The following is a 23,516-nucleotide window of genomic DNA, read 5'->3' as shown; positions in this document are numbered from 1 at the left end:
AGGGTAGGGGTATGGAATCGCTGGAACCCATCGACCTGGCGGACGACCGACAGCGCATCTACGAGTACGTCGAGCGCCACGGGAGCGTCGACCCCGAACGCGTCCGGAACGCGCTCGGCTACGAGCCACGGCCCTTCGGGCATTACCTCTCCCTGCTCAAACGCGACGGCTACGTGGAGGAGCGAGAGGGCGAACTGTCCATCGCGCTCGAACCCGGCGTGGACGACGAGTTCGAGCTGGACGGGCTGGCGGTCACCATCCGGCCGGCCAGACAGGACGACATCACGGGGATCGTCGGCACGATGCGCCAGGTCACGGAGGAGGGCGCCTACATCGAGGCCGAGAGCGTCGCCTCGCAACTGGACTACGAGGGGTCGCTGCTGCGACACAACGAGTTCGAGTCCCGCGTGTTCTTCGTCGCCACCGTCGAAGAGGAGGTGGTCGGCTGGGTCCACCTCGAAGTCCCCGAAATCGAGAAGCTCAGACACACCGCGGAGCTGACCGTCGGCCTCGTCACCGAGTACCGCGGTGAGGGGATCGGCCGGCGGCTCGTCGAGCGCGCGCTCGACTGGGCCCGCGCGCAGGACCTCGCGAAGGTGTACAACTCCATTCCGGCGACCAACGAGGGCGCCCTCGCCTTCTTCGAGTCGCTGGGCGGCGAGATCGAGGCCGTCCGCGAAGACCACTACCGCATCGACGGCGAACCCGTCGACGAGATGATGATGGGAATCGCGCTGGAGTGACTCACGACCGGACCCGGAAGGCCACGTAGACGGCGTTCCAGAGCAGGTAAAACGCAGAGAAGGCGTAGATCGCCCCCCAGACGGTCGGTCCGACGACGTACCGGCCGGTCGCGTCGAGGAGGTAGAGAACGACGACCGTCGGCAGGCCGACGTAGGAGAAAAGCGACACCACGGCGTTGCTTGCGCGTTCGTTCAATCGCCGCTCGCGTTCGTCGGAGAACGTAATCGACTCGCTGAACTGGCCGTACAGCGTCAGTCCAGTCGCACCGAGGGCGGCGGCGTAGACGACCAGTCCTGCGAAGTTCTGTACGATCCCGATACCGACGAACAGCGCAACGACGCCGAACGCGACGAGACCGAGGAGGAGGCGCTTGTACCGCTGTCCTTTCCGAACGGGGTGTGTGGATGACATGCGTCGAGTCCTGTAAAGCGCTCTTCTGTAAAGTCTGTTTTACAGTAAAACACACTTTACACCACGTACTTGACCCTACCGTTCACTGTCAGGTCGAGAAACACGGAGGAAACCGTCGAATCGGCCGTTCAGATGCCGCCGCCCTTGTACTCGCCGAAGACGTCCCGCATCGCGTCGCAGATTTCGCCGGTCGTGGCGTAGGCCTTGACGGCGTCGATCAGGTACGGCATGAGGTTCTCGTCGCCGCGGGCGGCGTCACGGACCGCCTGGAGCGCCGCCTCGGTTTCCTCGGAGTCGCGGCGCTCCCGGAGTTCCCGTATGCGGTCGATCTGCTCGCCTTCGAGTCGCTCGTCGACCTCCTCGATGTCGACGTCCTCCTCCTCGTCGACCGTGTAGTCGTTGACGCCGACGATGATCCGCTCGTCGTTCTCCTGTTCGCGCTGGCGCTCGAAGGCCACGTCCTGGATCTGTCGCTGGACCCACTGGTCCTGGATGGCATCGAGCATCCCGTCACGGTCGTCGACCTGGTCGATGATGTCGAGGGCGTCCTCCTCGACGCTGTCGGTCAGGTTCTCCACGTAGTAACTGCCCGCGAGCGGGTCGATGGTGTCGGCCGCACCGGACTCCTCCGCGAGTATCTGCTGGGTTCGCAGGGCCGTCCTGACTGACTTCTCCGTGGGGAGACCCACGGCCTCGTCTTTCCCGTTGGTGTGGAGACTCTGGGTGCCACCGAGGACCGCAGCGAGTGCCTGGTACGCGACCCTGACCACGTTGTTCTCGACCTGCTGGGCCGTCAGCGTCGATCCCGCGGTCTGGGTGTGGAACTTCAGCTGCTTCGATTTGGGGTTCTCGGCGTCGAACCGCTCCTCCATGATCTTGTACCAGAGCCGGCGGGCCGCCCGGAACTTCGCCACCTCCTCCAGGATGTTGTTGTAGGAGGCGAAGAAGAATGATAGCTGCGGGGCGAACTCGTCGACGTCGAGGCCGGCGTCGATGGCGGCCTGGACGTACTCGATGCCGTTCCCGAGGGTGAAGGCGATCTCCTGGGCGGCGGTCGAGCCGGCTTCGCGGATGTGGTAGCCCGAAATCGAGATGGTGTTGAAACTCGGGGTCTCCTCGGCACAGAACTCGAAGATGTCGGTGATGATCCGCATCGACGGCTCCGGCGGGTAGATGTAGGTGTTGCGGGCGATGTACTCCTTCAGCACGTCGTTCTGGATGGTCCCTCGCAACTGTTCGCGGTCGACGCCCTGCTTGTCGCCGACGGCGATGTACATCGCGAGCAGGACCGACGCGGGCGCGTTGATGGTCATCGAGGTGGACACCTCGTCCAGCGGGATGCCCTCGAAGACCCGCTCCATGTCCTCCAGGGAGTCGATGGCGACGCCGGTCTTCCCGACCTCCCCGGCGGCCATCTCGTTGTCGGAGTCGTACCCCATCTGTGTCGGCAGGTCGAAGGCCATCGAGAGCCCGGTCTGTCCCTCGTCGAGCAGGTAGTGGAACCGTTCGTTCGTCTCCTCGGCGGTGCCCATCCCGGCGTACTGGCGCATCGTCCAGAGTCGGCCGCGATACCCGGTCGGGTAGACCCCGCGGGTGTACGGGGGCTGCCCCGGGAAGCCGAGGTCCTCCTCGTAGTCGAGATCGTCGACGTCGGCCGGCGTGTACAGGCGGTCGACGGTGTGTCCCTCGGTGTCCGTGGTGAACTCTTCTTTCCGTTCACCGAACCGCTCGACAGTGGGCTGGACGTCCTCGTCCTCCCACTCGGATTTGGCGGCACGGATTTCCCGGAGGTCCTCCTCGTCGAACATACCTACCCCCTGCACCCCCAGCCGCGTAAAACCCTCGGGACGTGGTCGGCCGTTTACACCTGACCCGGGACTGCAGGGGCGATGTCGAGTGTATCGAGGACACGAACCTCGCCGGTACGGGTACCGTCACCGGCCGGTATCGTACTTGTAGGTCGCCTCGTCGGGGTCGATCCCGAAGTCCTCTGGGCCTTCCTCGGGTTCGTCCGTCCCGGCGTCGGGGGCGGCCTGTTTGAACGCCTGGCGGAACCGCTGGGGCATCTCGAAGTCCCCGGTCGAGAGGGTCAACGGCACCGCGTCCGGGGCGCTCGCGTCGCGTTTCGCCGAGAGGCGGTCCTGCAGTTTTCCCGGCAGTTCCTCGACGGGGAGCGGCTCGAACCCGAACTGGGAGAGGTAATCGGGTTCGTCGGTGAGCGCGTAGACGGTGTCGAACCCCTCGTCGCCCGCCATCTGGACGAGTCGCTCGACGATGTGGGCGCCGACACCCTGTCCGCGCCAGTCCGAGAGCACCCCGATGGAGGTGAGTTCACAGCGGTCCGGTTCGTCCTCGGCCTTGTGTACGCGAATCCGGCCGAATCCCGCCTTCTCGTTGGTCTCCTCGTCGATGGCGATCACGTAGTCCCGTGACCGGAAGGCAGTCTCGTCCAGGCCCATGTCCTCGATGTGGTCCAGCAACCAGACCTCCTCGCGGTTTTTCGCGTCCCGGACGTACATACGGAAGGATTGACGGGCCGCGAATAAAAGGTTTGCAGGACCCCACCCCCCAGTCGCCACCGACGACCGGAGCGACGCCGACCGCAATCTATTTTCGGCCAGTCTTTTTAGGCACGCCTAAAGATGGTCGGCACGACGTTGAACAAGATCAGAGCGCGGATCGAGGCGCTCGCGTCGCCGGGAGGTGAGTTCCGCGTGGTCTGTGGTCGCACGGGGACCAGCCCGGTTCCGGTCGCGGGCAAGCGGTTCCCGGACCGGGAGGCGGCGGAGGAGGCGGCCCAGACGGCCGCCGCCTACCGCGACGTGTTGCGGCGCTGGGACCCGCGTGCGCCGTGGTACGACTTCATCGCCTGTGAGGTCCCGGACGAACTCGACGGTGGCGCGCCAGCGCCGGCCGGCGAAATCGAGGCTCCCGAACGCTCCCGTTCGGCGCTGACCGGCTACTGTCACGACGTGGCGGCCGCGGTCTTCGAGACGCTCTCCGTGGAAGGCCACGAGGACGTTGAGTCCGGGGTGATGGACGCTTACTGCGAGCGGGCCGACGATTTCGACGACCCCGACGCGCTCTGTTTCCATTTGCTCGGGACGCTCGCGCGGGAACTCGACGACAGACTCTCCCCGGGCGAGGGAGCGACCGTCCTCGAGGGCGCGGCCGCGGAGTTCCCGCGGCCATCGACCAGCGAGGACCCGCTCGACGCCACCTTCGGCCGACTCCAGCGCCTGGGCCTCGTCGAGGGATACCGACTCGACCCGCGCCAGGGGGACCGGGTCGGCCAGCAGTCCTGGCGCGTGACCGTCGAGGGGTACGCACTCGCCGTCGACGGCCGGCCGCTACCCGCGCTGCCCATCGCCATCGACCTCTGCCGGCGACTCCCGAGCGCGACCCTGCGGCTCTCGGCGGCCGAGCGGCTGACCGACCGGACCTGGCGGTTCGACCTGACGGCGACGACCGACGACGACGCGGCCGGCCTCCTGTGTGTCCCACTCGCCGATGCGGCATGAGCCTGTGTGTGGCCCGACAGGAACCGGAGAAACTACTTTGTCGCCGGTGGATGAGGTATCCGGTATGGCATCGGAGTCACTCGAAGACATCGACGAGGTCGTCCACGAGCCGAGCCGGGAGTTCGTCGAGTCCACGAACGTCTGGCAGTTCATGCAGGAGTACGACATCGACGACTACGAGGAACTCATCGAGCGGACGACGACCGACATCGAGGGCGTCCCCGAGTCCGGCGTCGACTGGTTCTGGGACGAGATCGTCGACTACCTCGACATCGAATTTTACGAGGGGTACGACCAGGTGCGGGACGATAGCGACGGCCCGCAGTTCAGCGACTGGTACCCCGGCGGGAAACTCAACGCCGCCCACAACACGCTGGACCGCCACGCCGCCCGCGACAACGAACGGCGCAACAAGGTCGCCACCATCTGGGAGGGCGAGGACGGCGAGGTCCGGGAGGTCACATTCCACGAACTACAGCGTCAGGCCAACAAGGTCGCGAACGCTCTGGAAGAGCGCGGCATCGACACCGGCGACACCGTTGGCCTGTACATGCCGATGGTTCCCGAAGTCGTCTCGATCCTCTACGGCTGTTTCAAGGTCGGGGCCATCGCCGTCCCCATCTTCTCCGGGTTCGGCGTCGACGCGACCGCGACCCGGATCGAGGACCCCGAGTGCTCGGTCCTCTTCACCGGCGACGGCTTCCTCCGCCGTGGCGACCCGGTGACGCTCAAGGGGACCGCCGACGAAGCCATCGAGCAGGCCGAAACGGACGTGGAGTCGGTCGTCGTCTTCGACCGCCTCGGTGCCAGCGACCCCGACACCGACCTCTCGATCCCGATGACCGAGGGCCGCGACGAGTGGTGGGCCGACGCCGTCGCGCCCCAGGACGACGACTACGAGACGAAGTCCCTCCCCAGCGACCAGGAGTCGATGCTCCTGTACTCCTCGGGGACGACCGGCAAGCCCAAGGGCATCGTCCACACCCACGCCGGCGCGGTCACACAGGCCGCGAAGGAACTGCACTTCGGGTTCGACGTCAAGCCCGCCGACCGCTTCTTCTGGGTCTCCGACATCGGCTGGATGATGGGGCCCTGGACGCTCATCGGCAACCACGCCTTCGGCGGGACCATCTTCATGTACGAGGGCGCGCCCGACTACCCCGAGCCCGACCGGTTCTGGGAGATGATCGACCGCCACGACCTCACGCAGTTCGGCATCTCCCCGACCGCCATCCGCGCGCTCCGGAAGCAGGGCGACGAGTGGGTCGAGGGCCACGACCTCTCAAGCCTCCGTCTGCTCGGGTCGACCGGGGAACCGTGGGACCCCGAATCGTGGCAGTGGTTCTACGACAACGTCGGCGGCGGCGACACGCCCATCATCAACATCTCCGGTGGCACCGAAATCATGGGCTGTTTCCTCATGCCACTGCCCATCAACGACCTCAAACCCTGCACGCTGGGCGGGCCGGGACTGGGCATGGACATCGACATCGTCGACGCCGCGGGCGAATCGATCAGGGAGGACCACGAGCGGGGCTATCTGGTCGCGCGCGACTCCTGTCCGTCGATGACCAAGTCCCTCTGGAGCGGTGACGAGCGCTACCTCGAGGAGTACTGGGCGCGGTTCGACGACATGTGGGACCACGGCGACTGGGCCCAGAAGGACGAGGACGGTTTCTGGTTCCTGCACGGCCGGGCCGACGACGCCCTGAACGTCGCCGGCCGCAAGGTCGGCCCCGCCGAGGTCGAGGGCGCGGCGATGGAACACGACGACGTGAACCAGGCCGCCGCCGTCGGCGTCCCCGACGACACCACCGGGACCGCCGTCGTGCTGTACGTCATCGTGGAGGACGGCGTCGCGGAGACCGACGACCTCCGCGAGGAGATCCGGGACATGGTCGGCGAGGAACTCGGGAAACCGTTCCGGCCCCGCGAGGTCATGTTCGTCGACGAGTTCCCCAAGACCCAGTCCGGGAAGATCATCCGCCGGGCCGTCCAGGCGACCTACACCGGCGAGGACCTCGGCGACATGAGCAGCATCGAGAACCCCGACGCGCTCGACGACATCGAAGACGCGCGATAATCGAGTCTGCCCCCGAAAGCCGTTCTCGAATCGGATTTTCGACTCCGATTTCACATTCGATAACTACGACGGTAGGTTTAGACGCGGCGGTCGGCTATCGCCGGTATGTCCCGCTGGGCCTGGTTGTACGTCGCCTTCCTGGTCGGGGCCAGCGCGATCTCGGCGGGACTCATCGTCTACGCCTGGCGCCACCGCGACCGGCGCGGCGCAGTCCCGCTTCTGGTGACGTTCGTCGGTTCGCTCGTCTGGGAGGTCAGTTCGCTCGCGGGCGTGCTCGCTGCCGGGACGCCGACGGCGCTGCTGACGACCCAGACGACGACGGTCGGTGCCAGCCTGACGGTCATCGGCTTCTTTCTTTTCGCACTCTCCTATACCGGGCGTGAGGAGATCGTCACGCTCCGGCTGGGACTGCTGTTGTCGGTCGTCCCGGCCGCTGGACTCACCGCCAAGGTCACCAACCCGCTCCACGGCTACTACTGGACCAGCATCGCACAGGACAGCTCGGAACTGATGGGCTACGCCATCGAGTACGGGCCGGCCTTCTTCGGGTTCACGCTCTACTCGTACGCCCTCCTGTTCGTCGGGACGGTCCTGATTCTGGATTACGCCACCGACGCTGCCTCGATCTACCGCTATCAGACGACGGCGATCCTGACCGCAGTCGTCGTCCCCTGGGTCGGCAACGCCCTCCTGGTGGTGGGAGTCGTCGACGCCGACCTCACCCCCATCGCCTTCTCCGTCTCCGGGGTCGCGCTCTGGTGGGCCATCTTCCGCGCCGAGTTCCTCGATCTCGCGCCGATCGGCCGGGAAGCCGTCGTCGCCGACCTCTACGACGGCGTGTTCACCATCGACCCCGACCACCGCCTCGTCGATCTCAACCCGACCGGACGCAAACTGTTCGGGTTCGAGGACGGCGACGACATCGTCGGCCAGCACGTCGACGACCTTCTCGCTGGGTTCCCCGAGATACGGAACCTGTACTGGGAGGAGGTCGAAGCGGACGGTGACACGGAGTTCGAAGCCGCGCTCGGCAGCCGACACTACCACGTCGAAGTGCTCAGGCTGGGCGAAGGCAGCACCGTCGACGCCGGCCGAACGATTCACGTCCGGGACGTGACGGAACAGAAGCGTCGCGAGCGAGAACTCGAACGGAAGAACGAGCGGCTCGAACGGTTCGCGAGCATCGTCTCCCACGACCTCCGGAACCCCCTGAACGTCATCCAGGGCCGCGTCGAGATGGCCGAACACGACGATGGCGATGTCGGGCCCCATCTGGAGCATATCGCGACGAACGCCGACCGGATCGAGGCCATCATCGAGGACGTGCTCGCGATGACCCGCGAGGGCGAACTCCGGACGCGGGAGCGCGTCGACGTCGCCGCCGTCGCCCGGCGCGCCTGGGACCACGTCGCCACCGCCGACGCGACGCTCGAGACGCCGACGGACGCGACCGTCGAGGCCGACTCCGACCGCCTCGTCCAGGCCTTCGAGAACCTCTTCCGGAACGCTGTCGAGCATGGCTCGACGAGCCCCGACTCGCAAGCTCGTCGGAACGCCGTCGACCACGCAGGCCCCGACGTGACCGTCACCGTCGGCACGCTCGACGACGGCGCGGGCTTTTTCGTCGCCGACGACGGCCCCGGGATTCCCGCCGAGGAGCGCGACGCCGTCCTCGAAGACGGGTACACGACCAGCGAGTGCGGGACGGGACTCGGCCTCTCCATCGTCGCCGAGATCGTCGACGCCCACGGGTGGGACCTGACCGTCACCGACGCGTCGACTACCGGCGGAGGGTACGACTCGGCCGACGGCGACGCTCCCGGCGGTGCCAGGTTCGAAATCGCGTGTGAATCGCGTGCCGCTGCGAGTGCGACGGACGGGGTGACGGTCGACCCGACGACGGACGCGTCCGGGTCGTGACCGGAACGCGTCCGGGCGGAGAAGTGAGGCGTCAGTCCGCGGCGGCGCCGACCGAGAGGTACTGTTCGAGCAGGTCGTCGCGGTCCCGGAGTTGCTCGATGGTCCCCTCCCAGGCGTTCTCACCGCTCTCGATGATGTAGGCCCGCTCGGACAGCGAGAGGGCGAAATCGACGTTCTGCTCGGTGATGACGACCGTCACGTCGCGGCTCACGATGTCCTCGAGAATTTCGGTCAGGTCCTCGACGATGACCGGTGCCAGCCCCTCCGTCGGCTCGTCGAGGAGGAGGAGATCGGGGTCCTGGACGAGCGCGCGGGCGACCGACAGCATCTGCTGTTCGCCGCCGCTGAGGTTCCGCCCGCGGTTCTCCCGCAGGTCGTCCAGCACCGAGAATATCTCGTACATCTCCTCGACGGGGCGCGGGTCACCGGAAGAGGAGTCGTGGGCGACCACGAGGTTCTCCTGGACGGTCAGCGTCGGGAAGATGCGGCGCTCCTCCGGGACGAGTTTGATGCCCTTCTTGCTGATCGTGTCCACCGTGTCGTTGACGATGGACTCGCCGCGGAAGTCGATGCGCCCCTCCCGGCGCGGGACGGTTCCGGTGATCGCCCGCAGGGTCGTCGTCTTGCCGGCGCCGTTCCGGCCCAGCAGGGCCACGACCTCGTTTTGCTCGACGGTCATGTCGACGTCGAAGATGACGTGGCTGTTGCCGTAGAAGGCGTTCACGTCCTCGAGTTCGAGGAGACTCATGCTTCACCTCCGAGGTAGGCCTCTTTGACACGCTCGTTAGCCATCACCTCGTCCGGCGTGCCGTCGGCGATGAGCGAGCCGTTGTCCAGCACGAGGATGCGATCCGAGATGTCGAGGACCACCCCCATGTCGTGTTCGGTGAGCACGAAGGTCGTGTCCGTCTGCTCGTTGATGTCCTCGACGAGGTCGACCATCCGGTCGGTCTCGGTCGCGTTCATCCCCGCCGTCGGCTCGTCGAGCAGGACGACCGTCGGGTCCGTCCCGAGCGCGAGCGCGACCTCGACCTTCCGCTTGTCACCGTGAGACAGGTTCGCACACTTCGTCTGTTCGAGGTCCTCGAGGTTCACCATCTCGATGACCTCGCGGGCCTCCTCGGAGAGTTCGGCGTCGCTCCGGGCGATGGAGCGCAGGTCGAGCGAGCGCTCGTTCTGGCTGATGCGGGCGATCCGGAGGTTGTCGATGACCGACAGCCCCTCGAAGACGTTGTTGATCTGGAAGGCCCGCGACAGCCCGAGGCGGTTGATCTCGTAGGGCGTCTGCCCGGTGACGTCGATGAGGTCGGCCCCGTCTCGGGGACGCAGTTTGACCGTTCCGCCGGTCGGGTCGAGCCGGCCGGACAGGAGGTTGTAGAAGGTGGTCTTGCCGGCGCCGTTAGGACCGATGATGCTCGTGACGTCGTCGCTGTCGATGCTGACGCTGACGCCGTCGACGGCCATCAGCTTCCCGAACTGGCGTTCCAGGCCGTCGGTTTCGAGGACCGTCGTCATGCCTCGACACCTCCGAACAGCCCTTCGGGTTTGACCAAGAGCACGACGATCAGCGCGACGAACGGGAACAGCTGTCCCGCGCCGGCGGCGAAGACGCTTCCGACGGCGATCATGAGGCCGATGAGGTAGGCCCCGACGAACGCACCGCCGAAGGAGCCGAGTCCGCCGATGACGACGATGACGAAGGCGTTGATGATGACCTGATTCCCGAGTTCCGGCGTGACAGACTGCAACGGCGCGACGAGAGCGCCGCCGAGTCCGGCCAGCGCGGCGCCGATGAAGAAGACGGCCGTGTAGAGCCGGGGGACGTTGATACCGAGGAGGAGGGCCATGTCGCGGTCACTCGACGTGGCGCGGACGATGCGGCCGAAGTTCGTGACCCGGAGGACGGCGAAGATCGCTCCCATCACGACGAAGGACATCAGGATGACGAACGCCCGGTAGCCGGGGATCGAGACGCCCTGCGTGAACACGATGTCGAAGCGGAACAGTGCGGGCGGGTCGATGACGTTCGACCCGGACCCGAAGACGTTGCGCACGCCGTCCGTGATGATGAGCACGAACGCGAACGTCAACAGCAGTTGGTCCAGTTCTTCGCGCTCGTAGACGCGCCTGAGAAAGCCCATTTCGATGACGGTGCCGATCAGACCGACGGTGAGTATCGCCAGTACCACGCCGACCCAGAAGCCGCCCAGCGAGTCGTTGATCGCAACGACGACCATGTACGCGCCGATCATGTAGAGGGCACCGTGTGCGAAGTTGAGCACCTCCAGCACGCCGAAGATCAGGCTGAGACCGACCGCGATGAGAAACAGCGTACTCCCGATGCTGATGCCGGTAATCACCTGATCGATCAGGAGGCCAGTCGAAACCATGAACGCCCCGTGTGTCAGCATTGGATTAAAACTTTCGCCGCCGATAATCAGTAATTCGACGTGTCGGTGACGTGTTTCCGAATATTTGTATAAGCTCAGCGATAATGTTTACATATAATCCCGGACGTATATCCGTGTCATGGGTGTACAGGGTACAATATGCCAGCGAACGACCCGCCGGCAGGGAACGGCTCGGGCATAGGACAGTCGAATATGGTTAACCGACGGACATTTCTCACGGCAGCGGGGACTGGTGCGGCAGTCACGCTCGCAGGGTGTAGCGGCGGCGGCGGTGGCGGCGGGACGGTGCGGATCGGCGGCGTGTATCTGCTCTCCGGGCTGGCCGAGGCGCTCGGGGCAGGGTCGGCCGCCGCGGCCGAGGTCGCCGTCGACGCGATCAACGAAGAAGGGGGTATCAACGGCAACGACGTGGAGATCGAGATCCGCGACCACGGTGACAACCCACAGCAGCAGATGCGGAGCCTGGTCCAGGAGTTCGGTGCCGACGCCCTGATCGGCCTCACGTCCTCGGGCGTGACGCTCAACTCCGGGCCGACCATCGAACAGCTCGGAGTTCCGTTCACCCTCACGGACATCGGGACGCCGTACATCACGGAACCGGACACGGACACCTACGGCGACTACTACGAGAGCGACGACGGGCTCGCGGCCGGACTGCCGAACCTGTTCCGGACGAACTCGAACACGAGCCACATGACCTACGGCATCGCGTCGTTCATCCAGGAGAACCACGCGGGCGACGGCACCCTCAGCATCGCTAACATGGGGCCGGACTACGCCTACGGCCAGCAGTGCTGGGACTACGTGCAGGCGTATCTAGACGGGCTGGGCGTCGACTACGAGGTCGCCGCCTCAGAGTTCCCGGAGCTGGGCGCGACGAACATGACCCCCCAGATCAACTCCGTGCTCGACTCCGACCCGGACCTGCTGTTCACGAGCTTCTGGGCCGGCGACACCGTGACCTTCGTCAACCAGGCCTCGGAGCAGGGCCTGTTCGAGGAGGTCGACGACGTGTTCGACACCATCGGTGCGGACGCGACGAACTTCGAGGCGCTGGGCGACACGATGCCCGAGGGCGTCCACTTCTCGGGCTGGTACTGGCCCGGCGCCTACGGCACCGAGGCCGACCAGCGGTTCATCGAGCTCTACCAGGAGACCTACCAGGACGACAGCGAGGTGCTGGCGTACCCCACCTTCACGGGCGGGAGTACCTGGGCGGCGATCCAGATCTACAAGGACGCGATGGAAGCCGTCGGCGGCACCAACCCCGACGACGTCGTCTCCCAGATGGAGGGCTACACCTACGAGGACGACCCGCGCGGCTCCGTGACGCTCGACGCGGACACCCACCAGGCGACCGCCTCCTGTGTCATCGGCGAGTCCTCGTTCGACGCCGACGTGCCGTACGACGGCGTCGGCCAGGCGAACACGCAGACGTACACGCTCGACCGAGACACTGCGCTTGATCTGCTGGACGGCAGCGGCCTCCCGCCAGGCCTGTAAGACATGAGCTACGGGTTCACACAGCGGTTGCGGAACAGGCGGAGCATGGCCGGGGTAGCCGTCGTCGCGGCGGTCGCCCTGGTCGTCGCGCCGTTCGTACTCGGCGGCTTCCAGACCAATCTCCTCGCGGAGACGCTGTGTTTCGTCCTGTTCGCGACCGCGTTCAATCTGCTCTACGGGTACACGGGGCTGCTCTCGTTCGGCCACGCGATGTTCGTCGCCGCCGCGGGCTACGCGGTCGCGATCACCGTCGGTCAGATTTCGCCGATGCTCGGCGTCCCGGGAATCTTCGGCGGCGCGGCCCCGCTGGCGACGTGGTTCCTCGCGCTGATCATCGGCGTCCTCGTCGCGACCGTGCTGGCCGTGTTCATCGGGTTCCTCTCGGTTCGGCTGGAGGAGATCTACTTCGCCATCATCACGCTGTCGTTCTCGATGGCGATCTACGTGATCGTCCTCCAGGACACCATCGGCTCCATCCTGGGACAGAACATCACCAACGGCTCCGACGGGCTGACCTTCGTCATGGGCTCAGTCGACCTGTTCGGCTGGCAGTTCCGGCTCGTCGACATCGTCAATCCGGTGGCGTACTACTTCCTGACGCTGATCGTCGTCACCGTCGCGATGTACGCCCTGTGGCGGATCGTCCGGTCGCCGTTCGGGATGATCTGTCTGGCGATCCGGGAGAACCCCGAGCGCGCGGAGTCGCTTGGGGTCGACGTCCGGTATCACCGCTGGATCGCGTTCATCATCTCCGGCGCGTTCTCGGGACTGGCGGGCGCGCTGTTGATCCCGCTGTTCACCAACGTCAACCCCCAGTACGCCTACTGGACGTTCTCCGCACAGCCGGTCCTCATGACCGTCATCGGCGGGCCCTACGCCTTCCTCGGTCCCACGCTCGGCGCGTTCACCTACGAGTACCTCCGCTGGTTCATCAGCCAGTTCCCGGCGCTCGAGGCGAACTGGCAGTTCAGCCTCGGGATCCTGCTCCTGGTCGTCGTGCTGTTCTTCAACAACGGCGTCGCAGGTGGCGTCAACCGGTTCCGGGCCTGGTTCGGCGTCGCCGGTGACCGCTACGAGGCCGACGGCGTCGGTGGCGTGACCGCGTTCACGAAAGAGACGCTCGTGAAGTACGTCGCGCTGGCCCGAAAAGGGCTGAAGGACCGCGTCCAGTCGCTCAAACGGCGGGTCGGAGCCGGGAGCTAATTCCTACTCGCCGCTCGTTCGGTCGAGATTCAGTTCGTCCATCGCGTCCACGACGTTCCCGAGGAGTTTCCGTTGTCCGCGTCGGAGGTTCTGTGAGACAGCCATCTTCGAGATGTCGAACTCGTCGGCCAGCGTCGAGAGCGTCGCGTCCCGTGGCGTCTCGAAGTAGCCGCCCGACACCGCCGACCGGAGCGTGTCCCGTTCCGTCTCCGAGAGCACCCGAAGGCCGGCCAGCATCGACGTGGCTGCGCTGACGTTCCCCATGAGTTCGTAGTAGTCCTCCAGGTGGAGCGACTCGCGTGACTCGACGGTGTACTCGTTGTTCCGGCCGAGTTCCGACAGCGCAGCGTCCGCCACGTCGCCGCGGTCGAACCCGACGTGCCAGATCTCGCTCCCCTCGGAAATATCGAACGGACCCGTGATGTAGCCGCCGTGTTCCCGGATCACCCGCATCGCGTCGGTCTGTTCGATACGGGAGTGCAGCAGCGCCATCTCGCCGTCACGTTCGAGGAGATCCACGTCGCGCGTGCGCTCGTGATCGGACAGCATCGACAGTCCGTTATCGAGCGATTCGTCGTCGGCCCCCCGAACCACGATCCGCGTCTCCAACCGCTCGTCGTCCCGGTGGAAGTCCCACTGGGTCGCGTAGAAGGACACGTCGTTCTCGACCGTCGTGTCGATATACGGACAGTCGTACTGGACCATATCCAGTTGGAGCGATATCATTTACCACACCGTTGTCCGTCCTACTGTGCGGGAAGGATTAAAATTATTGTGTGGGATTTGAGGATACGGGGGCCCTGGCGGACGGCAGCCGTGCCGCAATCACGACGTGGTGTCGTCTCGCGGGTCGCTCGCGTCGCCCGCCCTCAGCGGGCGTCGGCGGGCAGGATCGAACGGGGTTCGGGCGCTTCCTCGGCCGTGACGGCGACGCTCCCGGCGTCCTCGACGCCCGGCAGGAGTACCTCGGCGCCGACCGCGAGCGGTGCGAGCAGTCCCGCGACGACGGTCCCGGGATCGGAGAGGGGGGCACGGACCGCGACGCTGTCCTCGGCGGTCAGTTCCAGATCGGCGACGACCCGACCCGTGCGTTCGAGCAGGTCCGCGTGCGTGTGGGTCCCGTCGGCGGTGAGAAGCGCCGGGGCGTCGGGGTCGGGTTCGTCCGGCGGCATCGTCGGATTCTCGCTCCAGACGTCCCGCTCGAAGTGTGCGACCGCGGGGTCGTCCGGTGGTCCGTCGTAGGCGATCCGCTTACTCCCCGGTGGGAGCGTCCAGTCACCGATGTCGGCCGCCGACGCGACGAGCACCCGAACGTCGCTCTCGGCCGGCGGCGCGAACCGCACCGGTGCACCGAGCAATGCGGCCCCGAAGGTCGAGAGCAAAACCGGCGGCACCGGCTCGTCCGCGATGCCGACCGTCCGACCCGGACCGGCACCGTCGTACCGGAACAGGTTCGCGGCCTTCCAGGCGTCGGTACAGAACTTGTGGGCCGTATAGAAGTCCGCCCGCCCCGGGCCGAACCGGACCAGCGGCTCGTCGGTCCGTCGCTCCCTTGCCACGAGGTCGCCGAGAACGTCCGCATCGAGGTCCATACCCGCCGTAGGGGAGCAACGTGGTTAAGCGTCCGGAAGCAGAGAACGGCGCAGGGTCGCCGAGGGGGAAGGGGGTGGGGTGTATGACCTAATGGTCAGTCGACCGATACCGACCCCGCGCCGTGTACACGTATGACATCCATAATATTAAACGTAATTGAAGTAGAATAATATGTTCGAGCGAAGTCGACCGGCCGGGCAGGGAGCGAGTCAGAAACTGTTCTTGATCCGCTCGAAAAAGCCCTGTTCGACCTCGATTTCCTCGCCGCCGGCCTCGGCGAACGCCTCCAGTGCTTCCCGCTGCTCTTCGTTGAGGCTCTCTGGCGTGACGACCTGTACCTGGACGTACAGGTCACCCTGGCCGCGTCGGCGGAGGCGGGGCATCCCTTTGCCCTGGAGGCGGAACACCTCGCCGCTCTGTGTCCCTTCGGGCACGTCGAGGTCCACGTCGCCGTCGAGGGTCGGCACCGAGACCGTATCGCCGAAGACCGCCTGCGGGAACGAGATCGGGTGCTGGTAGTAGAGGTCGTCGCCCTCGCGGTCGAAGTCCTGGTGGTCCTCGATGCTGATCTCGATGAGGAGGTCGCCGTTCGGGCCGCCCTCCTCGCCCGGTGCGCCCTCGCGTTCCATCCGGAGGCTCTGTCCGTCCTGGATGCCCGCCGGCACCTCGACCGAGAGGGTCGCCTCGTTGCGGACCTGCCCTTCGCCCCGACAGGTCGAGCAGGTCTCGTCGTAGAGGGTCCCCTCGCCGCCACAGCGACGGCAGGTCGTCGTCTGCTGGACCCGCCCCATCGGGGTCTGCTGGACCCGGGTCTGCTGCCCGCGGCCGTTACACTCCGGGCAGGTCTGGGAGTCGCTACCCGGCGGGTGACCGCTGCCGTCGCAGTCCGGACACGTCTCCGGCCGGGTGATGGTCAGCTCCTTCTCGATTCCCTCGTAGGCATCGTCCAGCGTGATCGAGAGTTCCGTCCGGAGGTCGGCGCCCTGTCGTGGCCCGCCGCGGCCGCCACCGCCGCCGAAGAACTGCTCGAAGATGTCGCTCATGTCGCCGAAGGGACCACCGGCGCCCGCGCCGCCACCGCCGCCACCGAACGGGCCGCCGGCACCGCCAGCGCCGCCGGCGCCGCCGTCGAAGCCACCTTGCTTTTCGGCCTGCTCGAATCGCTCGTGGCCCATCCGGTCGTATGCCTGGCGCTTCTGCTCGTCCGTCAGGACCTCCTTTGCCTTCTTGGCTTGCTTGAACTTCTCCTCTGCGTCGGGGTCGTCGCTCACGTCGGGGTGGTACTCGCGGGCCTTCTGCCGGTAGGCCTCCTTGATCTCGTCCTCGTCGGCGTCCCGCGAGACGCCGAGCACCTCGTAGAAATCCTCGCTCATTCGTTGTCCGCCCCTATTCGGTTGAGCCACTTGAAAAGAACGGGTCGGCGACCCGAGCGGTCCACCCCTGTCGGCGGACCGAGGCTCACTCGTAGTCGATTTCGACCGCGTCGAACGCGGCGCTCACCGCGTGGCCGTTCCCCCAGGCGTTCGCGAACAGCTCGAAGCGGACCGGACGATGGGTCCAGTCCAGCGTCGTCGACACCGATTCCGCGACGTCGCCGAACCGGCCCGTGATCCGGTCGGCGTTTTGCACGTACAGATCCGCCTTGTTCCAGCGCTCGTCCGCTGGAAGGACGGTCACCGCCGTCCGGGGGCCGGTCGGCTCGCCGGACTCGTCGTGTTCCCGGAGCGTGACCCCGCCGTGGTACCCGCTGACCAATAGCCTGACCTGTGCTTCCGAGTCCGGGTCCCTGAGACGGATTCCCACGGCGTTCTCCCGCCCATCTGACTCGTAGCGGGTCACCCACACCGCGTGGCCCTGGGTCCCTTCGAGCAGGTCCGCCGTGACCACCGAACACCGGGTCTCGGTGCCGGGGTCCGATTCCAGTGCCAGCGCCTGCTCGCCCTCGAACGCTCGCCCCGTCGTGAACATCGGCGCCGAGTTCGCCTGGCTCCGGTCCGCGAACGGCCCCGTCCCGTCCTCGAACCCGTACGCCGGCACCGCCGGACTGAACGGGGTCGGCGCCGGTGTGGTCGTCGTCTCGACCCCGGTCGTCGCCGGGGTCGCCGTCGATTCGTCGTCCTCGTTCGGTTCGTCGTCCCCGTCGGTCGAGAGTACCCCGCTACACCCGGCCACCGCGCCCGTCGCGACGGCACCGCACGTCGCGAGGAGACGACGCCGGCACCACGTGTCGTCAGCGTGTCCACCCATACCACCGGCAGCGTGTCGAATGCAGTTACGTTTTGCATTTCGGAACAATCGGCCCGTTCGACACGTCCGGCGAACCACCAGACCCAAGCCGCTGGCGCCTCCCGGTCGAGTCATGCCGCGTTCGCTCCGCCGCGACCGGACCGCCACCCTCGGTCTCGAACGCCTCGCAGTCTGGCTGGTCGTCCTCGCCATCGTCGCCGGGATGGTGTGGCTCGGGCTCTGAGCGGGTCGGGTGGCCCGCACCGTTATCACGGGTCCGGTCGTATTCGGTCTCGCCATGTCCGACTACGACAACCTCCGCGTCTCCCACGACGACGGCGTCGCCACCGTCACGCTCGATTCCACCGCCGGCCGCAACGCGCTCCACCTCGATATGACCGACGAGATGGTCGAAGCCGCGACCACCCTCGGAGAGGACCCCGAAGTGCGCTGTATCGTGCTCACTCACGACGGCGACTTCTACGGCGCCGGGGCCGACCTCTCGCAGTTCGAGGGCGACGAATCCGACGCCCCCGGCCTCCGTCAGCTCGCCGGCCGACTTCACGAGGCCCTGCTCCAGTTCCACCAGGCCGAGGTACCCGTCCTCGGTGCCGTCGACGGCGTCGCCGCCGGCGCCGGCTTCAGCCTCACGATCTTCCCCGACATCGTCGTCCTCTCCGACGAGGCGCGCCTGGAGTACGCCTACCCCCGCATCGGCCTCGTCGGCGACGGCGGCTCCACCTTCTTCCTCCCGCGGCTCGTCGGCCTCCGAGCGGCCAAGGAGATCGCTCTCCTCGACGACCCCATCGACCCCGAGCGGGCCGTCGATCTCGGCCTCGCCACCGAGGTCGTGCCCGCCGCCGACTTCGACGACCGCGTCGACGAACTCGCCGGCCAGCTCGCGTCCGGCCCCACACAGGCGATGGGGGCCACCAAACGGCTCATGACCGAGAGCTTCGACGCCAGCCTCGAATCCCAGCTCGCCGCCGAGACCGAGGCCATGGCCGAGGCCACCCACACCGAAGACTGGGGCCGCGGCCTGTCGGCCTTCTTCGAGGGCGAGGACCCCGACTTCGTCGGCCGCTGAGGCGCAATTCTCATACCCCCTGCGTCCCTGCATCACATCGAGTCGGATGACCCCGACAACGAATTACACTGAGGGTTCAAAATGACCAACCGCGCGTGGCTCTTCCTCCTCGTCGGCACCGCCGTCCTCGTCTTCGGCGCCGGCATCGTCGCCGTCGTGATCGCGGCCGGCGGCTGAGCAGCGCGCCCGCGCTTGACCGCAGGGCGGCGCCCCCAGAGGGAGGTCAGTATTCCTCGCTGAGCTGTTTGAGGTCCGAAGTGACCTTGAACACCTTGGCGGTCTGCTGTTCGCTCGCGGTCGCGACCTCGTCGATCTCCGCGCTGATCTCCGTGATGCGGTCGGCGGCGTCCTCGATCATGGTGGCGACCTCCTCGGCCGTCTCGGCCTGGTCGTCGGTGGCGACGGCGACTTCCTGGACGCCTGCAGCCGCGTCCTCGACGATGGCGACGATCTCGTCGAGCTGTGCCAGGGCGTCCTCGACGCGCTCGATGCCAGTCTCGATGCGCTCGGTGGTCCGCTCGACGTGGTCGACCGTGTCCTCGATATCGGTCTGGACGGTCCCGATCACGCTCTCGATGTGGTCGGCCTGGGCCTGGGACTCCTCGGCGAGGTCCTTCACCTCGTCGGCGACGACGGCGAAGCCCGCGCCGGCCTCCCCCGCGCGGGCGGCCTCGATGGAGGCGTTCAGCGCCAGGATGTTCGTCTGTTCGGCGATGTCGTCGATCACGTCGACGATCTCGCCGATCTCCCGGGTCCGCGACTCCAGGTCGGTGACGTCGCCCTCGATCGCCGTCGCGGACTCCTCGATGTCCTCGAGGAGGCCCATGGCTGCCGAAGCGGACTGCTGGCCCTCGACGGCGGATTCGAGCGCGCGCTCGCTGGTCTCCTCGACCTGGTCCGAGGTCGCCGCTATCTCCTCGATGGTCGCAGAGAGGTTCGACATCTCGGCGCGGATCTCCGTGACGTTGTCGGCCTCCGTCTCCGCGAGGTCCGCGATCCGTTTCGCGCTCTTCGAGACGTCGCTCGTGAAGTCCTTGAGGTCGCGTGCGGCCCCCTGGGTCTCGTCGGCAATCTCGCGGCGGCGCTCGATCTCGTCTTCGAGGCCGCGCTCCCGGCTCCCGACGTAGGCCGCCGTCCCGACCTGCAGATCGAGGTTCAGGACCTTACACGCCGAACGCGCGTCCGCCGCACCCGCATCGAGCGTCTCGGTGACCGCCGCGATCGTCTCCTCGTCGACGCCCTCCTCGGCGAGCGTCTCGGTGACCCGCTCGCGCGTCCGGTCGGCGAGCGCCGAGAGGACGGCGTCGACGTACAGTCCGTACTGGCCGACGTATCGGTCGAAGGGCACCGCCAGGTCCTCGTGGAAGACACCAACCCCCGCCTGGGCCTCGAAGTGCCCGGACCCGTACGTTCCATCGGTCAGCGTCGTCCAGTGGGCTCGCTGGATCCGCTCGAACTCCTCGTCGTCCGTCGAGGAGCGCTCGATACACTCCGCGAACGTCTCGTCTTCGGTCAGGGTGTCGTGGATCCGATCCGCGACCTCGTCGGCCCGCTCCTGGAACTGCTCGTCGAGGGCCGCGAGACGCCGTGCATCCTCGTCATCGAAGTCGATCAGCGCCTTCCGCCGGTCGATCGCCGCAGCGTCGAGTTCGACGGTTGGCGCCGGCTCGTCGTCGCCTTCGAACAGCGACGTCAGTTCCTCGTCGTCGGTCCCGGCATCGGGTTCGTCATCCACGGGTACTTCCTCGTGTCTGCTCATGGTTGTGGTGTTCTGCGGTCTGTCGGCGCCCGGCTGACGGATCGGATCGTCACGCGTTCACCGGTCCGGATTGGTTCGCCGTCCCGACACGTTACTGGTACTGGTAGGCGTCGAGTTCCTGTCTGACGTACTCGCCGTACCCCTGGTCCTGGTCCTCCCCCGCGATGTGCGAGTCGAGCCAGTCGCGGGCGAACTCCAGGACCTCCATCGTGATGTACTCGCCGTTCTCGTGTTTCTCGCGGAGTTCCGAGACCTTCGCCGCGAAGTTCTCGTGCATGTCCTGATGGTCGCGGAAGCAACTCGAACAGTCCTGTGCGTACCCGCAGTCGTGCATCATCGACTCCTCGTCGCCGAAGTGGTACTCGGTGTACCGTTCGAGTTCGCGCAGCGTGTCGCCGACCTCCTCCTCGGCGTGGCCCTCCTCCATCGCCTCGTACAGGTCGTTGAGCAGTTCGAACAGCCGCTTGTGCTGGTCGTCGATCTTTTCGACGCTGGTACTGTAGCGGTCGTCGTCCCACTGGATCAGTGACATTTAAATAACCTCTCGACTGGACGTTCGGCCAGGGTTTCAATACCTCTGTCTCCAGTTCTCACTTTCTGGGATTCGGTAGCGAGTTTAACGGCCGTACTACGGCGTTCTCCCGTGCGCTACGCACCCGATTATCGAGGGCAATATTTGGAGTTGTTACGTCGATATCTGTTCCCGCGGTCAGCGTCGTCGATTCGCGGGGCCGGTCTGGAGCGGACGGGTGCTCGTCGCCCAGCATCGACCCCGCCGCACGCCGCCCGCGAGGTCCTGGCTCGGTTCACTCGTCGTCGTACCGTCGAAGCTTGCGCTGACGAGTCACGAACGACGACCCCCCTATTCGTCCCCGTCGGCGTCGTCAAACTACGTCCGACGGGCTGACGAAAGCGATTCAGTCTTCGTCTTCATCGCTTTCGTCAACGTCCTCGAAGTCCGCGTCGACGTACTCCTCGCCGTCACCGCCAGCGCCCGCACCCGGACCGGCCCCACCGGGGCCAGCGCCCGGGCCCGGGCCAGCGCCGCCAGGCCCGCCGGCCGCACCGCCGGGGCCGGCACCGGCCGCGCCGCCGGCGGCCTGCTGGGCCTGCTCCTGGTACATCTGTTTGCCGATCTCCTGGAGCTGCTCCGAGAGGCTCTCCGTGGCCGATTCGAGCGCCTCCGCGGCCGTGTCGAGTTCGTCGCTGTCGACGTTCTCGTACTCGTCGAGGGCGTCCTCGACGCGCTCGATCTCGGCCTCGATGTCGCCCTCCAGCTCGTCGTCGATCTCCTCCTCGTTCTCGTCGAGGAGCTTCTCGGCGCGCTGGATGGCCGACTCGGCCTCGTTGCGCGACTCGACGAACTCGCGGCGCTTCTGGTCCTCCTCGGCGTGTTCCTCGGCTTCCTCCTGCATCTGCTCGATCTGGTCGTCGGAGAGGCCGGCACCGCCCTCGATGGTGATGTCCTCCGTGTTCCCGCTGCCCTTGTCCTCGGCCTCGACGTTGACGATGCCGTCCTCGTCGATGTTGAACGTCACCTCGATCTGGGGCGTGCCGGCTGGCGCGGGCGGGATACCGGTCAACTGGAACTCCCCGAGGAGTTCGTTCTCCTCCGCCATCTCGCGTTCACCCTGGAAGACCCGCACCTGCACGGAGGTCTGGTTGTCCGCCGCCGTCGTGAATATCTTGGACTCCTCCGTGGGAATCGTCGTGTTCTTCTCGATGAGGCGCTCGAAGAGGCCGCCCTTGACCTCGATCCCGAGGCTCAGGGGCGTCACGTCCAGCAGGACGATGTCGTCGACCTCGCCGCCGAGGACGCCGCCCTGGATGGCCGCACCGAGGGCGACCGCCTCGTCGGGGTTGACGTTCTTCTTCGGCGGCTTGCCGGTCATCTCCTCGACTTTCTCCTGCACCTGGGGCATCCGGGTCGATCCGCCGACGAGGATGACCTCGTCGATGTCACCCTTGGAGTAGCCGGCGTCCTCCAGGGCCTGCTCGGTCGGGCCGACCGTCCGCTCGACGAGGTCCGCCGTGAGGGACTCGAACTTCGCGCGAGTGACCTTCTGTTCGAGGTCCTTCGGCCCGTCGTCGTCCGCGGCGATGAAGGGGAGGTTGACCGTCGTCTCCTTCCGCGAGGAGAGTTCGATCTTTGCCTCCTCCGCGGCGTCTTTGAGGCGCTGGAGGGCCTGCCGGTCGTCCCGGAGGTCGACGCCGTGTTCGGCCTCGAACTCGTCGGCCATGTGGTCGATCAGCGCCTGGTCCCAGTCGTCGCCACCGAGGCCGTTGTCGCCGTTGGTGGCAACGACCTCGTAGACGCCGCCGCCGAGATCGAGAATAGAAACGTCGAACGTCCCGCCACCGAGGTCGTAGACGAGGACGGTCTGGTCGGACTCGTCGTCCAGCCCGTAGGCCATCGAGGCCGCAGTCGGTTCGTTGATGATGCGCTCGACCTCGAAGCCGGCGATCTCGCCGGCGTCTTTCGTGGCCTGGCGCTGGCGGTCGGAGAAGTACGCGGGGACCGTGATGACCGCCTTCTCGACCTCGTCGCCGAGGTACTCCTCGGCGTCCCGCTTGATCTTCTGGAGAATCATCGCCGAGACCTGCTCGGGCGTTTTCTCCTCACCGTCGAGTTCGACGGTGTAGCCGTCCTCGCCCATGTGCCGCTTGATGGACTGGATGGTCTGCTCGGGGTTCTGGACGGCCTGATTTTTCGCGGGTTTGCCGACCAGTCGCTCGCCCTCCTCGGTGAACGCGACGACGGAGGGTGTCGTCCGGTCACCCTCGCCGTTCACGATGATTTCGGGATCGCCCCCCTCCATCACCGCGAACGCGCTGTTGGTGGTACCGAGGTCGATACCGAGAATCTTGTTACTCGTCATGTTGTTCCCCTCTACCGGCCTGAATCGGTTAAAAGTTGCTAGATACCGGGACACACGAATCGCGGCCACCCCGCTCACGTCTCCCGGTTTGGTCGCGCGGCGGCACGGTGCCACCGCGGGATATAACACGAGTGCAATTCGACCGCAGTTGGCGAGGCGGGTCGTTGCACCACGCG

The 23,516-nt window shown here is 66.5% G+C and carries 19 protein-coding genes and 1 pseudogene; 7 read left to right on the top strand and 13 right to left on the bottom strand.

Going from position 1 to position 23,516, the window contains the following annotated elements; genetic code table 11:
• Positions 1-11: 11 nt before the first annotated feature.
• Complete coding sequence (locus MUG96_RS06240) at positions 12-743, top strand: GNAT family N-acetyltransferase (RefSeq protein WP_246987517.1); 732 nt, start codon at positions 12-14, stop codon at positions 741-743.
• A 1-nt stretch (position 744) separates the two neighbouring features.
• Here MUG96_RS06240 and MUG96_RS06235 read toward each other — a convergent pair whose 3' ends face one another.
• From MUG96_RS06235 to MUG96_RS06225, 3 genes are all read right to left on the bottom strand, one after another.
• Positions 745-1,155: a DUF2178 domain-containing protein gene (locus MUG96_RS06235; protein WP_246987515.1), complete on the bottom strand. Its 411-nt coding sequence runs from the start codon at positions 1,153-1,155 to the stop codon at positions 745-747.
• A gap of 128 nt (positions 1,156-1,283) precedes the next feature.
• Positions 1,284-2,963, bottom strand: coding sequence for an acyl-CoA mutase large subunit family protein (locus MUG96_RS06230; RefSeq protein WP_246987513.1), 1,680 nt, complete (start codon positions 2,961-2,963; stop codon positions 1,284-1,286).
• A gap of 126 nt (positions 2,964-3,089) precedes the next feature.
• The gene (locus tag MUG96_RS06225) at positions 3,090-3,674 is read right to left on the bottom strand and encodes a GNAT family N-acetyltransferase (RefSeq protein ID WP_246987511.1); all 585 of its coding nucleotides are present in this window, start codon (positions 3,672-3,674) and stop codon (positions 3,090-3,092) included.
• A gap of 123 nt (positions 3,675-3,797) precedes the next feature.
• On the opposite strand from MUG96_RS06225, the gene MUG96_RS06220 reads away from it, so the two are divergent.
• The 3 genes from MUG96_RS06220 to MUG96_RS06210 all read left to right on the top strand — a co-directional run bounded on the left by MUG96_RS06220 (position 3,798) and on the right by MUG96_RS06210 (position 8,679).
• On the top strand, positions 3,798-4,676 hold the full coding sequence (locus MUG96_RS06220) for a DUF7551 domain-containing protein (RefSeq protein ID WP_246987509.1): 879 nt from the start codon (positions 3,798-3,800) through the stop codon (positions 4,674-4,676).
• Positions 4,677-4,740: 64 nt separating this feature from the next.
• A complete protein-coding gene (locus tag MUG96_RS06215) occupies positions 4,741-6,759 on the top strand; it encodes an AMP-binding protein (RefSeq protein WP_246987507.1) in 2,019 nt (672 codons plus the stop codon).
• Positions 6,760-6,864: 105 nt separating this feature from the next.
• Positions 6,865-8,679 (top strand): histidine kinase N-terminal 7TM domain-containing protein, encoded by a 1,815-nt coding sequence (locus tag MUG96_RS06210; protein ID WP_246987506.1) that lies wholly within the window; start codon positions 6,865-6,867, stop codon positions 8,677-8,679.
• Between the two features lie 31 nt (positions 8,680-8,710).
• Here MUG96_RS06210 and MUG96_RS06205 read toward each other — a convergent pair whose 3' ends face one another.
• The 3 genes from MUG96_RS06205 to MUG96_RS06195 are packed head-to-tail and all read right to left on the bottom strand — an operon-like array spanning position 8,711 to position 11,069.
• Positions 8,711-9,427, bottom strand: coding sequence for an ABC transporter ATP-binding protein (locus MUG96_RS06205; RefSeq protein WP_246987504.1), 717 nt, complete (start codon positions 9,425-9,427; stop codon positions 8,711-8,713).
• A complete protein-coding gene (locus MUG96_RS06200; protein WP_246987502.1) occupies positions 9,424-10,194 on the bottom strand; it encodes an ABC transporter ATP-binding protein in 771 nt (256 codons plus the stop codon). Before MUG96_RS06200 ends, MUG96_RS06205 begins: the two co-directional genes overlap by 4 nt.
• A complete protein-coding gene (locus tag MUG96_RS06195) occupies positions 10,191-11,069 on the bottom strand; it encodes a branched-chain amino acid ABC transporter permease (protein ID WP_246987500.1) in 879 nt (292 codons plus the stop codon). Before MUG96_RS06195 ends, MUG96_RS06200 begins: the two co-directional genes overlap by 4 nt.
• A 213-nt stretch (positions 11,070-11,282) precedes the next feature.
• Between MUG96_RS06195 and MUG96_RS06190 the strand changes: the two genes are divergently transcribed.
• Together MUG96_RS06190 and MUG96_RS06185 are read left to right on the top strand one after the other, a co-directional pair.
• Positions 11,283-12,593, top strand: a complete 1,311-nt coding sequence (locus MUG96_RS06190; protein WP_246987497.1) for an ABC transporter substrate-binding protein — start codon at positions 11,283-11,285, stop codon at positions 12,591-12,593.
• Positions 12,594-12,596: 3 nt separating this feature from the next.
• Positions 12,597-13,796, top strand: a complete 1,200-nt coding sequence (locus MUG96_RS06185; RefSeq protein WP_246987496.1) for a branched-chain amino acid ABC transporter permease — start codon at positions 12,597-12,599, stop codon at positions 13,794-13,796.
• Positions 13,797-13,799: 3 nt separating this feature from the next.
• On the opposite strand, the gene MUG96_RS06180 is transcribed toward MUG96_RS06185, so the two are convergent.
• From MUG96_RS06180 to MUG96_RS06165, 4 genes are all read right to left on the bottom strand, one after another.
• Positions 13,800-14,522 carry a helix-turn-helix domain-containing protein gene (locus tag MUG96_RS06180; protein WP_246987494.1) on the bottom strand — a complete coding sequence of 241 codons (723 nt, stop codon included), beginning with the start codon at positions 14,520-14,522 and terminating at the stop codon, positions 13,800-13,802.
• A 143-nt stretch (positions 14,523-14,665) separates the two neighbouring features.
• Positions 14,666-15,388 (bottom strand): hypothetical protein, encoded by a 723-nt coding sequence (locus MUG96_RS06175; RefSeq protein WP_246987492.1) that lies wholly within the window; start codon positions 15,386-15,388, stop codon positions 14,666-14,668.
• Positions 15,389-15,598: 210 nt separating this feature from the next.
• Entirely contained in the window at positions 15,599-16,762 is a 1,164-nt protein-coding gene (gene dnaJ / locus MUG96_RS06170; protein WP_246987491.1) for a molecular chaperone DnaJ, read from the bottom strand.
• Positions 16,763-16,847: 85 nt separating this feature from the next.
• Positions 16,848-17,636 (bottom strand): hypothetical protein, encoded by a 789-nt coding sequence (locus tag MUG96_RS06165; RefSeq protein WP_246987488.1) that lies wholly within the window; start codon positions 17,634-17,636, stop codon positions 16,848-16,850.
• Positions 17,637-17,913: 277 nt separating this feature from the next.
• Here MUG96_RS06165 and MUG96_RS06160 point away from each other — a divergent pair, with 277 nt between their 5' ends.
• Positions 17,914-18,702 (top strand): enoyl-CoA hydratase/isomerase family protein, encoded by a 789-nt coding sequence (locus MUG96_RS06160; RefSeq protein ID WP_246987487.1) that lies wholly within the window; start codon positions 17,914-17,916, stop codon positions 18,700-18,702.
• A gap of 223 nt (positions 18,703-18,925) precedes the next feature.
• Here the strand turns inward: MUG96_RS06160 and MUG96_RS06155 are convergent, their stop codons facing one another.
• The 3 genes and pseudogenes from MUG96_RS06155 to dnaK all read right to left on the bottom strand — a co-directional run bounded on the left by MUG96_RS06155 (position 18,926) and on the right by dnaK (position 23,340).
• Positions 18,926-20,437 carry a globin-coupled sensor protein gene (locus MUG96_RS06155; protein ID WP_246987486.1) on the bottom strand — a complete coding sequence of 504 codons (1,512 nt, stop codon included), beginning with the start codon at positions 20,435-20,437 and terminating at the stop codon, positions 18,926-18,928.
• Between the two features lie 118 nt (positions 20,438-20,555).
• A pseudogene (locus MUG96_RS06150) lies at positions 20,556-20,993 on the bottom strand (bacteriohemerythrin); the annotation flags it as partial.
• Positions 20,994-21,378: 385 nt separating this feature from the next.
• Entirely contained in the window at positions 21,379-23,340 is a 1,962-nt protein-coding gene (gene dnaK / locus MUG96_RS06145) for a molecular chaperone DnaK (RefSeq protein WP_246987484.1), read from the bottom strand.
• Positions 23,341-23,516: the final 176 nt, after the last annotated feature.

This window comes from Halorientalis marina (assembly GCF_023028345.1).
GTDB lineage: Archaea > Halobacteriota > Halobacteria > Halobacteriales > Haloarculaceae > Halorientalis > Halorientalis marina.
Note: the sequence above shows the minus strand (reverse complement) of the source record. Positions and strands in the feature narration are given on the sequence as shown.

Excerpts from the sequence above, each read along its gene's own strand:
- MUG96_RS06180 (WP_246987494.1), bottom strand. The coding sequence starts at position 14,522 with ATGATATCGCTCCAACTGGATATGGTCCAGTACGACTGTCCGTATATC.
- MUG96_RS06235 (WP_246987515.1), bottom strand. The coding sequence starts at position 1,155 with ATGTCATCCACACACCCCGTTCGGAAAGGACAGCGGTACAAGCGCCTC.
- MUG96_RS06205 (WP_246987504.1), bottom strand. The coding sequence starts at position 9,427 with ATGAGTCTCCTCGAACTCGAGGACGTGAACGCCTTCTACGGCAACAGC.
- dnaJ (WP_246987491.1), bottom strand. The coding sequence starts at position 16,762 with ATGAGCGAGGATTTCTACGAGGTGCTCGGCGTCTCGCGGGACGCCGAC.
- dnaK (WP_246987484.1), bottom strand. The coding sequence starts at position 23,340 with ATGACGAGTAACAAGATTCTCGGTATCGACCTCGGTACCACCAACAGC.
- MUG96_RS06175 (WP_246987492.1), bottom strand. The coding sequence starts at position 15,388 with ATGGACCTCGATGCGGACGTTCTCGGCGACCTCGTGGCAAGGGAGCGA.
- MUG96_RS06195 (WP_246987500.1), bottom strand. The coding sequence starts at position 11,069 with ATGGTTTCGACTGGCCTCCTGATCGATCAGGTGATTACCGGCATCAGC.
- MUG96_RS06230 (WP_246987513.1), bottom strand. The coding sequence starts at position 2,963 with ATGTTCGACGAGGAGGACCTCCGGGAAATCCGTGCCGCCAAATCCGAG.
- MUG96_RS06165 (WP_246987488.1), bottom strand. The coding sequence starts at position 17,636 with ATGGGTGGACACGCTGACGACACGTGGTGCCGGCGTCGTCTCCTCGCG.
- MUG96_RS06185 (WP_246987496.1), top strand. The coding sequence starts at position 12,597 with ATGAGCTACGGGTTCACACAGCGGTTGCGGAACAGGCGGAGCATGGCC.
- MUG96_RS06200 (WP_246987502.1), bottom strand. The coding sequence starts at position 10,194 with ATGACGACGGTCCTCGAAACCGACGGCCTGGAACGCCAGTTCGGGAAG.
- MUG96_RS06225 (WP_246987511.1), bottom strand. The coding sequence starts at position 3,674 with ATGTACGTCCGGGACGCGAAAAACCGCGAGGAGGTCTGGTTGCTGGAC.
- MUG96_RS06240 (WP_246987517.1), top strand. The coding sequence starts at position 12 with ATGGAATCGCTGGAACCCATCGACCTGGCGGACGACCGACAGCGCATC.
- MUG96_RS06160 (WP_246987487.1), top strand. The coding sequence starts at position 17,914 with ATGTCCGACTACGACAACCTCCGCGTCTCCCACGACGACGGCGTCGCC.
- MUG96_RS06190 (WP_246987497.1), top strand. The coding sequence starts at position 11,283 with ATGGTTAACCGACGGACATTTCTCACGGCAGCGGGGACTGGTGCGGCA.
- MUG96_RS06210 (WP_246987506.1), top strand. The coding sequence starts at position 6,865 with ATGTCCCGCTGGGCCTGGTTGTACGTCGCCTTCCTGGTCGGGGCCAGC.
- MUG96_RS06215 (WP_246987507.1), top strand. The coding sequence starts at position 4,741 with ATGGCATCGGAGTCACTCGAAGACATCGACGAGGTCGTCCACGAGCCG.
- MUG96_RS06220 (WP_246987509.1), top strand. The coding sequence starts at position 3,798 with ATGGTCGGCACGACGTTGAACAAGATCAGAGCGCGGATCGAGGCGCTC.